We start from the raw sequence: 12,565 nt of genomic DNA, 5'->3' as shown, positions 1-12,565 counted from the left end.
TTACCTTTCAGTAACCAGAAGATGGCTAGAGTTTGCGTCTGTCTATCCAGTGGACCCACAAGGGGCAAGCATGCGCATGGTACGGGCATTCAAGCAGGCAATGCTGGTGCAGCGCGGGCATCTGTTTCACTGGGTGCCTGTCTGTCTGGCCATCGGGGTCGGCGGTTTCTTTACCCTGCGGTTTGAACCAAACGGGATGATGCTGGCGGGGGCTGTGGTGGTCGCCCTTGGTCTTGCCCTGCTGGCACGGCACATGGGAGAGGCGTTGCGCCCGATTCCCTTTGCACTGGTGCTGGTGCTGGCGGGGGCGCTGCTGGCCGCAGGGCGCGCGCATTATGTGGCGGGGCCGGTGCTGGGCTGGCGGTATTACGGTGCGGTCGAGGGGCGGGTGGTCGCGCTGGACCGCAGCGGCTCGGACGCGGTGCGCGTCACGCTGGACCATGTTGTGCTGGAACGGGTGTCGCCCGCCCGCACGCCCCTGCGGGTGCGCGTGTCTTTGCACGGGGATGCCGTGGGCATTGACCCGCAACCGGGGATGCGGGTGATGACCACGGCGCACCTGTCACCGCCGGGCGGGCCGGTGGAACCGGGCGGTTTTGATTTCCAGCGCCACGCATGGTTCGCGCGGCTTGGGGCGGTCGGCTATACCCGCGTGCCGCTCGTCGGGCTTGTGGCCGCACAGGACGGCTGGTCGCTGGCCACCTTCCGTCTGCGCATGGCGATGTCGTCCCATATCCGCGCGGCCTTGCCCGGCGATGTGGGCGGTTTCGCCGCCGCCGTCACCACAGGGGATCGCAGCGGCATCAGCCTGCGCACGCTGGACACCCTGCGGGCCAGCAATACCGCGCATTTGCTGGCTATATCCGGCCTGCACATGGGCCTGCTCAGCGGCTTTGTGCTGGGGCTGTTGCGGCTGGTGCTGGCGGCCATTCCGGGGGCGGCGCTGCACTGGCCGGTGCGCAAGATCGCCGCCGCCGGCGCGCTGGTCGCGGCCTCGGGCTATCTGGCGCTGTCGGGGGGCAACGTGGCGACCGAACGCGCCTATGTCATGGCCGCCGTCGCCCTTTGCGCGGTGATGCTGAGCCGTCGTGCCATCAGCCTGCGGGCGGTGGCAATGGCGGCCATCATCGTACTGGTCCTGCGCCCCGAGGCTTTGCTGGGCCCCGGTTTCCAGATGTCCTTTGCCGCGACGGTGGCGTTGGTGGCGGTCTTTGGCTGGCTGCGTGACAGCGCGCTGACCCGTGGCCCGCGTTGGCTGAAACCCTTTGTTGCGGTCCTGATTTCCTCGGCGGTGGCGGGGTTGGCCACTGCGCCCATCGGGGCGGCCCATTTCAACACGGTGTCGCATTTCGGGCTGCTGGCCAATCTGGCTTCGGTGCCGCTGATGGGCCTGTTGGTGGTGCCGGCGGCGGTGCTGGCGGGGTTGCTGGCACCGCTCGGGCTCGACTGGATCGGGCTGTGGCTGATGGGGCTGGGCCTGCGCTGGATTCTGGCCGTGGCCGACTGGGTCGCGGGGCTGGACGGCGCGCGCGGCTATGTGGCCGGGCCGGAGCCTTGGGTGCTGCCGATGATTGCCCTGGGCGGGCTGGTGGTGATCCTGTGGCAGGGGCGCGGACGGTTTGCCGGTCTGGCGGCGATGGCGCTGGGATTTGCGGTGTGGGCCGGCGCCGACCGCCCTGCGGCGCTGATTGCCGAGGATGGCGGCATTGTCGGCGTGATGACCGCACAGGGGCGTGCACTCAGCAAGGACAAGGGCGCGGGGTTCGTCGCGCAAAACTGGCTGGAAAACGATGGCGACGGCGCAGGCCAGCAACGCGCGGCAGCGCGCTGGCAAGGAGCGCCACAAGCGCCGCGCACCAAGCTGGCGACAGTGGGGCCTGTCGAACTGGTGCACCTGATCGGCAAGCGGGCGCTGGCGGGGTTCGGCCCGTGTATGCCGGGGCAGCTGGTGGTGCTCAGCGTCACCCCAGAAGCGCCGCTGGGCGACTGCGATGTCTACGACCCCGAACGTCTGCGCACCACGGGCGCGATTGCGCTGGTTCAGGGCAGGAACGGCATCCGCCTGCGCACCGCGCGACAGGTGGCGGGCGACCGGATGTGGTCAGGCTGGGCGCGGTGATGGAGCGTGTCAGAGGGAGCTGCCGTTCGCAATCGACCGCAAAGCCGCGCATCGACAGGCCGTGGTGCGACCCGTCATGTCGAAGACTGTCAGACGTCAGACGGAATTGGCCTTTACGTCATCCACTGACCCAAAATGGAAAACCGGACCTGCGCGCAGGGTGTCGCGAATGCCGGCAGTGAGCCCAGAATTACCTTTGAAGAAAACGGATGATCTCGGCGTTTACACTGTCAGGGGCATCCTCGTGAACGATATGCGAAGCGTTTGGTATTATGCGGTGTGTCGCATCAGGCAGTATCTCAGCCAAGGCGTTATTCAGCCGTCGAAAGACGATAGGACTTGAACCTCCGCTCAGCAACAGGACGGGCATTGTAATACGCGAAAGCGGCGCGTCACGTAAATCCGGAAACCCGTGGTAAAGAGCCTGTGCTCTGTCCGCTCCCCGGTTATCCCAAACCTGCTGGTACCGTTCTTTGGAGAGAGCTTTGAAAGTGTGATCCCCCAACACGCCACGTCCAAAGTACGCGATGGCGGCCTCGTCATCTCCTTTTCGAAACGCCTTTTCAGCTGGTGCAAACGTGCCTGCTCCCAGTTTCGCTATCGAAAATGCAAGTTTCGGCTTCGACAAAAAGAGCTTCAAAAGTTGCAGAGGTTTGGGAGGAATTTGGATGTGAACAGATACGCTTGGTGGTTCGATCAAAACCAGCTTTTTACACCAGTCAGGTTGTTGTGAAGCGAGGGCGAGTGCGATCAAGCCGCCCCATGAATGGCCAACGAGATAGGTGGGTGCAACGCCAAGCCGATTTATCAGCGCTGCCAAATCGTCCACGTGCGTTTGGAAGCTGTCTGGTTGTTCAGGCGGAATGGCTGCGTTCGGGGAGTGATAGCGTCGGCTGTAGCAAACAACGCGTAAACAGTTCGATAAAACTGGCACCTGACGGGCCCAGCTGCGCAAATCTGAGACACCGCCGTGCACAAGTACGACCGGATCGCCGCTGCCTCGCTCTACAACGGCAATATTGGTCCCGTTTACCTCAATTGAGGTGGTGTCATGAAGTTCAAGCATAGCTACCTATAACACATCTGCCTGCGATTTTCGAACGGCGGCTTCGTCCGCAAAGCCGACCTTGCCCCACGGCGCACCGAAGGTCTGGTCTGGGTCAGAAATGCTTGACGTTTCGGGCCAATATTCCCCACGCAAAAGGCGGCCCCACAGAGCCGCCCGAAAAGATGTACCAGACACCGCAAAATATGTACGAAACCGCCTTTTTGCGGGCCAAAACCCGCCAGAACAGCGGTCCCGAATATGTACCAGACAGGGCCGAATATGTACCAATCCGCCTAATATGTGCGGATCAGCCCGACCAGCTTGCCCTGCACCTTCACCCGGTCATCGCTGAATTCACGGGTTTCATAGGCCGGGTTTGCCGCCTCAAGCAAGATGGTATTGCCCCGTTTCATATAGCGTTTCAGCGTCGCCTCCTGATCCTCGATCAGGGCCACGACAATATCGCCGTTTTCCGCCACCGAGGTTTCGCGGATCACCACGACATCACCGTCGTTGATCCCCGCCTCGATCATGGAATCTCCTTTGACTTCAAGGGCATAGTGTTCACCCTTGCCGCTCAGCATCTGCCCCGGAACCGCCACGGAATGCGACGCTTGCTGGATCGCCTCGATCGGCACACCTGCCGCGATACGGCCCATCACGGGCAGTTCGGTGGCATACATCGCCGCGACCGGCAGGGCCGTGGCAGGGCTGTCGGGCCGGTCGCCATCAATCACCCGCGGCGCAAAGCCGGACGTCGGCGCACCCCCCATGGACTCAGGCAGCTTAACAATTTCAATAGCCCGCGCACGGTGTGCCAACCGACGGATAAAACCGCGTTCTTCCAAGGCTGTAATCAATCTGTGGATGCCGGATTTGGACCGCAGGTCCAGCGCCTCTTTCATCTCGTCAAAGCTGGGCGGAACGCCGTCGCGCTGAACCCGTTTTTGAATGAACTCCAATAGATCCAGTTGCTTTTTGGTCAGCATTTACAGGTCCCTCGCCACCGTTGGTTTGGGTTTGTTCTATGCATGTTCCCGTTTTGTGTCAACCGTTGCTAGATGTCGATCACATCCACGAGGTCGCCGGTTGCACGCGCCGGATCATGGGGCGGGCGCACGATCAGCGCGTTGGCCGTGGCCAGCACGCTCAGCAAGGAACTGTCCTGCCGTCCGGCATCGGCAACGCCCAGTGCATCAGCCACGGCGCGCATGTAATGCTCGCGCGGCCCGTTGGCCTCAAGCGGCGCGGTCAGAAGCATCTGGCGACGTGGCGCGGGGGCTTCGCCCAGCCCCTGCATCGCACGGATGACGGGGGTCAGAAAGACGGTGCCGCAGACCATGGCCGAAACCGGATTGCCGGGCAGGCCGATCATCGGAACGCCCCCTAACACACCGGCCATCAACGGTTTTCCCGGACGCATCGCCACTTTGTAGAACGATTGCTGCATGCCCATTTCAGCGGCCACATCGGCCACAAGATCGTGATCGCCCACCGAGGCTCCGCCAATGGTGACAATCAGATCGACCCCGGCGGCCAGTTCCAGAACCTGCCGCAGCGCGGCTCTGGTGTCGCGGGCAATCGGCAGGATGCGCGGCATGGCGCCAAGGTCTTCGAGCAGGGCAGCAAGGCCAAAGGTGTTCGACACGATGATCTGGTCATCCCCCGGTGTCTCTCCGGGCATCACCAGTTCGTCACCGGTCGAGATCAGGGCAACCACGGGCGCGCGGGTGACGGGCACCCGGGCGACATTCATCGCCGCCAGCAGCGCCACGTCGCCAGCCGACAGACGACGCGGGGCGGGCATCGGGGTGCCTGCGGTAAAATCGGTGCCTGCGGGGCGGATGTTGTTGCCGCTGCTCAGATTGTGATTCAAGGTGATCAGATCGCCGCGACGGGTCACATCCTCTTGAATTACAACGAAATCCGCACCTGTCGGCACGGGCGCGCCGGTAAAGATTCGCACCGCTTGCCCCGCACCCACGGTGCCTGCAAACCCGTGACCGGCAGCCGATTCCCCGATGACCTTGAACAGCGCGTCGGTTTCGACCTCGGCAGATTTCACCGCATAGCCATCCATGGCAGAGGCGGAAAAAGGCGGCTGGGTGCGTTGCGCCAGAACCGTTTCGGCCAGCACCCGACCATGCGCCCGGCGCAGCGGGACGGTTTCAACCGGCAGGGGCTGCACAAGGGCAAACAGATGGTCAAGCGCCTGTGAAACGGGGATCATGACGCCTCGTACCGCCCTGATTTTCCACCATCTTTCAGAACCACATGCAGCCCGCCGATCTCCATCGCCTTGTCCACGGCCTTGGCCATGTCATAGACCGTCAGCGCGGCGGTCGAGGCGGCCGTCAGCGCCTCCATTTCCACCCCCGTCTGGCCGGTGGTCTTGACGGTCGCGGTGATACGGATGCCGGGCAGGGTGGCGTCGGGGGTCAGCTCCAGCGCGACCTTGGTGATCGGCAGCGGATGACACAGCGGGATCAGATCCGATGTGCGCTTGGCCCCCATGATGCCGGCCAGCCGCGCAACACCCAGAACATCGCCCTTTTTCGCACGGCCTTCTCTAATGATATCAAAGGTTTCTTGCGCCATCTTGATGTGACAGGCGGCCACGGCCACACGGTCGGTCACGGCCTTGTCGGTAACATCGACCATATGCGCCTGACCTTCGGCGTCGAAATGCGACAGCTTGCCTGCGGGGTGATCGGCCACGTTACATGCCCCCGCCAGGTTGCAGCGGGTTGGCCAGCAAGGCACGGGTTGCGGCGGTAACATCGTCATGGCGCATCAGGCTTTCGCCGATCAGGAAACTGCGCACGCCGTACATCGCCATCTCGGCCAGTTCCTTGGGCGTGTTCAGCCCGCTTTCGCAGACAATCGTGCGATCCTCGGGCACCAGTTTCGACAGGGTGCGGGTGGTGTCCAGCGAGGTTTCAAAGGTTTTCAGGTTGCGGTTGTTGATGCCGATCAGCGGGCTTTTCAGGCTGCTGGCACGGTGCAGTTCGGACTCGTCATGGACTTCGATCAGCACGTCCATGCCCCAGTCCATTGCCGTGGTTTCCAGTTCAATCGCCTGTTGATCCCCGACCGAGGCCATGATGATCAGGATACAATCGGCCCCCAGCGCGCGGGCTTCGACCACCTGATAGGGGTCGTACATGAAATCCTTGCGCAGAACCGGCAGCGCACAGGCGGCGCGGGCTTCTACCAGAAATTCCTTGGTGCCCTGAAAGCTGGGGGTGTCGGTCAACACCGACAGACAGGCAGCGCCGCCGTCTTCATAGCTTTTGGCATGGGCGGCAGGATTGAAATCAGGGCGGATCAAGCCCTTGGACGGGCTGGCCTTTTTGATTTCGGCAATCAGCCCGTAGCCTTCGCGCGATGCCATTTGCAAGGACCGCGCAAAATGACGCACGGGGCTGGCGCTGCGGGCCTCGGCTTCGACGTCGCTCAGGCTTTTGACCTGTTTGTCGGCGGCGACTTCTTCCAGCTTGTAGGCTTTGATGCGGTCAAGAATTGTATCGGTCATCGGTTGGTGTCCTCTTGAGGGGCGGCAGGGGCGCTCAGCCCTCGTGGGTGATTTTGGCGACGGCGGCGATTTTTGCCCGTGCGGCGCCACTGTCGATCGCGGCGCGGGCCATCTCGACGCCGGTTTTCAGGTCGGGCGCGGCATCGGCCACCACCAGCGCGGCGGCAGAATTCAGCAATACCGCGTCGCGGTAAGCCGAGGGCGCACCGTCCAGCAGCGCGTGGAACGCCACGGCGTTTTCCTCGGGGGTGCCGCCGACGATATCCGCGAACGGATGCACGGGCAGGCCGGCGTCCTCGGGGTGTACTTCGAAATCGGTCACGGCCCCGTCTGCCAGCCCTGACACCCAGGACACGCCGGTGATCGTCAACTCGTCGGTGCCGTCTGATCCGTGGACCAGCCATGCCTTGTCGCTGCCAAGCTGTTGCAGCGTTTCGGTCATTGGACGGATCAGGTCACGCCGGTACGCCCCTGTCAGCTGGCGTTTGACGCCTGCGGGGTTGGTCAGAGGGCCAAGGATGTTGAAGATCGTGCGCGTGCCCAGTTCGGTGCGCGCGGGCATGACATGCGCAATCGCAGGGTGGTGCATCGGCGCCATCATAAAGCCGATGCCCGCCTCGCGCAGGGCGCGCTCCACCACGGGCGCGCCGACCATCACCTTCAGGCCCATCTGGGTCAGCGCATCGGCTGCGCCGGATTTCGAGCTGAGGTTGCGATTGCCATGTTTGGCCACAACCACGCCCGCGCCGGCCACCACAAAGGCCGTCGCGGTCGAGATGTTCAGCGTGCCCTTGCCGTCCCCCCCGGTGCCGACGATGTCCATCGCCCCGTCCGGGGCCTGCACCGGATTGCATTTGGCGCGCATCACGGCGGCAGCGGCGGCGTATTCGTCCACCGTTTCGCCGCGCGTGCGCAGGGCCATCAGCAGCCCGCCGATCTGGGCCGGTGTCGCCTCTCCGTCGAACAGGATGGCAAAGGCCGCTTCAGCCTGCGCGCGGGTCAGCGGGCCATTGGCGGCGGCGTCGATCAGGGGTTTGAGGGCGTCACTCATGCAGGCACCTTTAGCAGATCCAGAAAATTCTTGAGCAAGGCGTGGCCATGTTCCGAGCGGATGCTTTCGGGGTGGAATTGCACACCGTGAATCGGCAGTTCGCGGTGTTGCAGGCCCATGATGATGCCGTCGTCCAGTTCGGCCGTGACCTCAAGACAGTCGGGCAGGGTGGCGCGGTCCACGATCAGCGAATGATAGCGCGTGGCCTCGAACGGTGTGGGCAGGCCGGCAAACAGGCCGGTGCCGGTGTGCTGCATCGTGCCCATCTTGCCATGAACGATGTCGGGCGCGCGCACCACCTTGCCGCCAAAGGCCTGACCGATGGTCTGATGGCCCAGACAGACGCCCATCAGCGGCGTGCGGGTTTCGGCGGCGGCCTCGGTCAGTGCCAGACAGATGCCCGCCTGATCGGGATCACAGGGGCCGGGCGACAGCAGGATCCCCGCAGGGTTCATCGCCATCGCCTCCTGCACATTCAGCGCATCATTGCGGTGGACTGCCACTTGGGCTCCCAGTTCGCCCAGATAATGCACGAGGTTGTAGGTAAAACTGTCATAGTTGTCGATCAGCAGCAGCATGGGTCAAACTTTGTCTTTAGGGGGCTGGAGGCCAGGGCCACCTGCACTGTATAAGCGAGGCATACTTGTTCAGGCTTGCCCGCCAGCGTCAAGGGGGGCGGGGCCGAAGACAGGGTAGAGTGAGCAATGACAAGAGCACAAAAAACCCGTTAGGGTAGGCACGCAACAGGCAGGGACGAACAGACATGGCGCGAGGGTTTTTGAGCGGAGCGGTTGTTGGGGCTGTGGTCAGCGTCGGGGCTGTGGGGCTGGCATCGATTCTGGCTGATGCACCACCAGCGCCTGAAATGGCTGTGTCGGCACCGGTGTCCGAGCCTGCGCCGGATGCATCCCAGACCGACACCCCGCAAGTGGCGGGCGATGCGGATCTGGCCACCGAGGCCGGCGCCCCCAAGGTGCCGGAACCTGCCGCAGACGATGTGGCAGCGCTGAGCGATGCAGGCACCGATACGCCCGTGCGCCCAGAAACCGGCGGCACCAGCGGCATTGATGCGCCTGAAACACCCACGGCTGAGGGCAGCGTCGAGGTGCAGACCGACGCGCCCGTCTTGCCAAGCCCACAAGCGGCTTTGCCCAGTCAGCCAGATACGGACGAGCTGAGCATTTCCACGGAACCGGCGCAGCCGCCAGCGCCCGAAGTGGCCGCGGACAGCGGATTTGAAAGCGTGTCCCCCGAAGCGCAGGCCGAAGCTCCGGCAGCCACAGCGCAGGTCGAGCCACCTGTCTCGGACGCTCCGGCAACGGCCCCTGCAGGTGTCCAAGAGCCAGCTTCTGACGACTCACCCGTCGCCCAGGAAGACACAGCGCCAACGCCGCTGTTGGAGCAGCGCGTCGGTTCGTTGGTTGATCGTGACGAACCGCCTGCGAGCGACCCCGCTCCAGCCGCAGCGGCACCAGAGCTTAAACCCATCGACGCCTATGCCTATGTCCCCGATATCGAGGTCGTGGACCCTGACAAGCCGATGATGTCCATCGTACTGATCGACAACGGTGCCGATCTGAGCGGCGGCACTGTCGGTCTGGCCGCCCTGCGCAGCTTTCCCTATCCGCTGAGCTTTGCCATCGACGCCAACCTGCCCGACGCGGCCGAACGCTCGGCGGCCTATCGCGCCGAAGGGCTGGAAGTGCTGGCGATGATCGACCTGCCCGCAGGGGCCACGCCCGCAGATGCCGAAGTCAGCATTGCCGCCGCGCTGAACGCGGTGCCGCAGGCCATCGGTGTGCTGGAAGGCACCGGCACCGGATTTCAGGCCGACCGTGCGCTGTCCGATCAGGTGGTCAGCATTCTGGGCAGCGACGGCTATGGCATCGTGATGCAGTCCAAGGGGCTGAACACCGCGCAAAAACTGGCGGTGCGCGATGGCGTGCCCGCCGCAACCGTGTTCCGCGATTTCGACAGTGCCGACCAGACGCCCACCGTGATCCGCCGCTTTCTGGATCAGGCCGCGTTTCGCGCGGGGCAAGAGGGTGGCGTCATCATGCTGGGCCGCGTGCGCCCCGACACGATCTCGGCGCTGTTGCTGTGGGGCTTGCAAGACCGCGCCGAACGGGTGGCACTGACACCGGTGTCGGCACTGCTGAAGGCGCAGGTGGGCGAGTAGTCCTCAGATAATTTCATCTTCGTCAAAGATCGGATCGCTTTCAAGCTGGGCGGTCATGTCTTCGACGGTGTCCTCATCCGCGCGCGGCCCCAGTTCGGCCAGATGAAAGATCGCATCGCCTTCGTTTACCACCGGCAGGATGGCACGGCCAATCAGGATGCCGGGAGCGGGGGCTTTCAGTTCTACCTCGACATGGCCGAACGGGTCCGAGATGGCGGCCAGCACGTCGCCTTTTTCCACCACCTCGCCGGTGTCGCGAAAGGTGCGCAGCAACCCGCCCGCAGGGGCACGCAGCCAGTGCGAGCCTTTGCAGAGCAACGAGGCAGACTTGCCCTTGGCGATGCCCTTGGCGGGCAGCATGTCCTGCGCGCGCATCACCCGCAGGATACCGGCCACACCGGCACGCACGGCAAATTCGTCAAACCGCAGACCTTCGCCCGCCTCGTACAGCAGCACCGGCGTACCCTGCGCGGCGGCTTCGCTGCGCAGCGATCCGTCGCGCAGGGTCGAGTTCAGAATCACCGGCGCGCCGAAATCCCGCGCCATGCGCGCGGTTGTCTTGTCACCGGGGGTGACGCGGCATTGGGGCAGGTTGGTGCGGTGGATCGCCGCCGAATGCAGGTCGATGCCGAAATCGCAGCGCAACACCACCTCGTGCAGGAAAATATGCGCCAGCCGCGACCCCAGCGACCCCGACGGCGTGCCGGGGAAACAGCGGTTCAGGTCGCGCCGGTCGGGCAAATAGCGCGAGCGGTTGAGAAAGCCGAAAGAGTTGACCACCGGCACCACCAGCAATGTGCCGCGCAGGCTGGACAGTTGCGGCGCGCGCAGCAGACGGCGCACGATTTCAACCCCGATCACCTCGTCGCCATGCACCGCAGCCGAGACGAACATCGTGGGGCCGGGGCGTTTGCCGTGATGTACCTTGACCGACATATGCACCGGTGTGTGGTCCGGCAGGATCGACACCGGCAGATCCACCACATCGCTGGTGCCCGCAGCGATGGCTTGACCGGCAATCTCGAAAGGGGGGCGGCTCATGGCGCGGGTGCCTTTTCTCTGGTTCAAAAATATCCCGGGGAGCGCGAGGGGCTGGCCCCTCGCTCTATCGGGTTTGCACCGTCACCCGTTGCCGCCGCCAAAGCGTGCTGCATCTTCTGCCGCACGGCGGATCGCGCCGGATTTGTGCATGGTTTCCATATATTCCGATTGCGGGTCACTGTCATAGACAACGCCGCCGCCGGCCTGAATGTACAGGGTTTCATCCTTGACCACGGCGGTGCGCAGGGCAATGCACATGTCCATATCGCCGCCCGCGCTGAAATAGCCGACACCGCCGCCATAGACGCCGCGTTTTTCCGGCTCCAGCTCGTCGATGATCTGCATCGCGCGCACTTTGGGCGCACCGGATACCGTGCCTGCGGGCATCCCGGCAAAGAAAGCGTCCAGCGCGTCCTTGCCCGGGGCCAGTTCGCCCACCACGTTCGACACGATGTGCATCACGTGGCTGTAGCGTTCGACGATGAATTCCTCGGTCGGGCGCACGGTGCCGATCCTGGCCACGCGGCCCACGTCGTTGCGGCCCAGATCCAGCAGCATCAGATGCTCGGCCAGTTCCTTTTTGTCCGCCAGCAGGTCGGCTTCCAGCGCGCGGTCTTCCTCGGGGGTGGCACCACGGGGCCGCGTGCCCGCGATGGGGCGGATGGTGACCTCGTTGCCAAAGACCCGCACCAGAATTTCAGGGCTGGCACCGATCACCTGAAAGCCGCCAAAGTTGAAATAGAACATGAACGGCGACGGGTTGGTGCGCCGCAGCGAGCGGTAGAGCGAGAAGGGCGGCTGCGGAAAGGCCTGTGCCCAACGTTGGCTGGGCACCACCTGAAAGATGTCGCCCGCGCGGATGTAATCGCGGGCCTTCTCGACCGCTTCAAGATAGCCCTGATGGGTAAAATTGCTGACCGGTTCGTCGCTGACCGATGCCTCACCCAGATCGCGGGTTTCACGCGGCATGGCGCGTTCCAGATCGCGCACCGCATCCATCACCCGTTCGGCAGCCTGGGCATAGGCAGCGCGCGCGCTTTGGCCGTCGTTGACCCATGCGGGCGACACGACCGTCACCTCGCCCTTGACCCCGTCCAGCACCGCCACGACCGAAGGGCGCAGCATGACCGCGTCGGGCAGGCCCAGCGGGTCGGGGTTCACGTCGGGCAGGTGTTCGACCAGCCGCACGGTGTCATAGCCCAGATAGCCGAAAAGCCCCGCCGCCGCCTGCGGCAGATCATCGGGCAGGTCGATCTTCGATTCCGCAATCAGTGCCCGCAGCGCGTCCAGCGGATTGCCGTCCATCGGCTGGAAGGCATCGGCATCGTAACGCGAGGTGCGGTTCACGGCAGAGGTTTCGCCCTGGCATCTCCAGATCAGGTCGGGCTTCATCCCGATGATGGAATAGCGCCCCCGCACTTCACCGCCGGTGACCGATTCCAGCACAAAGGCATTTTCGGCTGCTCCCGTCAGCTTGAGCATCAGGGAAACCGGCGTATCAAGGTCGGCGGCAAGGCGGGTATAGACGATCTGGTTGCGACCGGCGTCAAAACCGGCGGCAAAGGCGTCATATGAAGGTGTCAAAGCCATGG

The 12,565-nt window shown here is 63.9% G+C and carries 11 protein-coding genes; 2 read left to right on the top strand and 9 right to left on the bottom strand.

Annotation, left to right across the window (positions count from 1 at the left end):
- Positions 1-70 precede the first annotated feature (70 nt).
- Complete coding sequence (locus tag DSM107133_RS11345) at positions 71-2,119, top strand: ComEC/Rec2 family competence protein (RefSeq protein WP_114295567.1); 2,049 nt, start codon at positions 71-73, stop codon at positions 2,117-2,119.
- Positions 2,120-2,309: 190 nt separating this feature from the next.
- Here the strand turns inward: DSM107133_RS11345 and DSM107133_RS11340 are convergent, their stop codons facing one another.
- The 7 genes from DSM107133_RS11340 to DSM107133_RS11310 form a co-directional block, all read right to left on the bottom strand.
- The gene (locus DSM107133_RS11340; RefSeq protein ID WP_114295566.1) at positions 2,310-3,185 is read right to left on the bottom strand and encodes an alpha/beta hydrolase; all 876 of its coding nucleotides are present in this window, start codon (positions 3,183-3,185) and stop codon (positions 2,310-2,312) included.
- 275 nt (positions 3,186-3,460) lie between these two features.
- Positions 3,461-4,156 (bottom strand): transcriptional repressor LexA, encoded by a 696-nt coding sequence (gene lexA, locus DSM107133_RS11335; RefSeq protein ID WP_114295565.1) that lies wholly within the window; start codon positions 4,154-4,156, stop codon positions 3,461-3,463.
- Positions 4,157-4,224: 68 nt separating this feature from the next.
- A complete protein-coding gene (gene glp, locus DSM107133_RS11330; protein WP_114295564.1) occupies positions 4,225-5,397 on the bottom strand; it encodes a gephyrin-like molybdotransferase Glp in 1,173 nt (390 codons plus the stop codon).
- A complete protein-coding gene (gene moaC, locus DSM107133_RS11325; protein WP_240310701.1) occupies positions 5,394-5,828 on the bottom strand; it encodes a cyclic pyranopterin monophosphate synthase MoaC in 435 nt (144 codons plus the stop codon). The genes glp and moaC overlap by 4 nt, the downstream gene beginning before the upstream one ends.
- Positions 5,829-5,886: 58 nt before the next feature.
- The gene (gene trpC, locus DSM107133_RS11320) at positions 5,887-6,702 is read right to left on the bottom strand and encodes an indole-3-glycerol phosphate synthase TrpC (protein WP_114295562.1); all 816 of its coding nucleotides are present in this window, start codon (positions 6,700-6,702) and stop codon (positions 5,887-5,889) included.
- A gap of 34 nt (positions 6,703-6,736) precedes the next feature.
- A complete protein-coding gene (trpD, locus tag DSM107133_RS11315; protein WP_114295561.1) occupies positions 6,737-7,753 on the bottom strand; it encodes an anthranilate phosphoribosyltransferase in 1,017 nt (338 codons plus the stop codon).
- A complete protein-coding gene (locus DSM107133_RS11310) occupies positions 7,750-8,331 on the bottom strand; it encodes an aminodeoxychorismate/anthranilate synthase component II (protein WP_114295560.1) in 582 nt (193 codons plus the stop codon). Before DSM107133_RS11310 ends, trpD begins: the two co-directional genes overlap by 4 nt.
- Positions 8,332-8,516: 185 nt before the next feature.
- Between DSM107133_RS11310 and DSM107133_RS11305 the strand changes: the two genes are divergently transcribed.
- Positions 8,517-9,932 (top strand): divergent polysaccharide deacetylase family protein, encoded by a 1,416-nt coding sequence (locus DSM107133_RS11305; protein ID WP_114295559.1) that lies wholly within the window; start codon positions 8,517-8,519, stop codon positions 9,930-9,932.
- 3 nt (positions 9,933-9,935) lie between these two features.
- Here the strand turns inward: DSM107133_RS11305 and DSM107133_RS11300 are convergent, their stop codons facing one another.
- Together DSM107133_RS11300 and trpE are read right to left on the bottom strand one after the other, a co-directional pair.
- Complete coding sequence (locus DSM107133_RS11300) at positions 9,936-10,973, bottom strand: succinylglutamate desuccinylase/aspartoacylase family protein (RefSeq protein WP_114295558.1); 1,038 nt, start codon at positions 10,971-10,973, stop codon at positions 9,936-9,938.
- Positions 10,974-11,054: 81 nt separating this feature from the next.
- Positions 11,055-12,563, bottom strand: coding sequence for an anthranilate synthase component I (trpE, locus tag DSM107133_RS11295; RefSeq protein ID WP_114295557.1), 1,509 nt, complete (start codon positions 12,561-12,563; stop codon positions 11,055-11,057).
- Positions 12,564-12,565 lie beyond the last annotated feature (2 nt).

Source organism: Pseudosulfitobacter sp. DSM 107133 (assembly GCF_022788695.1).
Taxonomy (GTDB): domain Bacteria; phylum Pseudomonadota; class Alphaproteobacteria; order Rhodobacterales; family Rhodobacteraceae; genus Pseudosulfitobacter.
The sequence above is the reverse complement of the archived record's forward strand: the minus strand, read 5'-3'. Positions and strand labels throughout refer to the sequence as shown.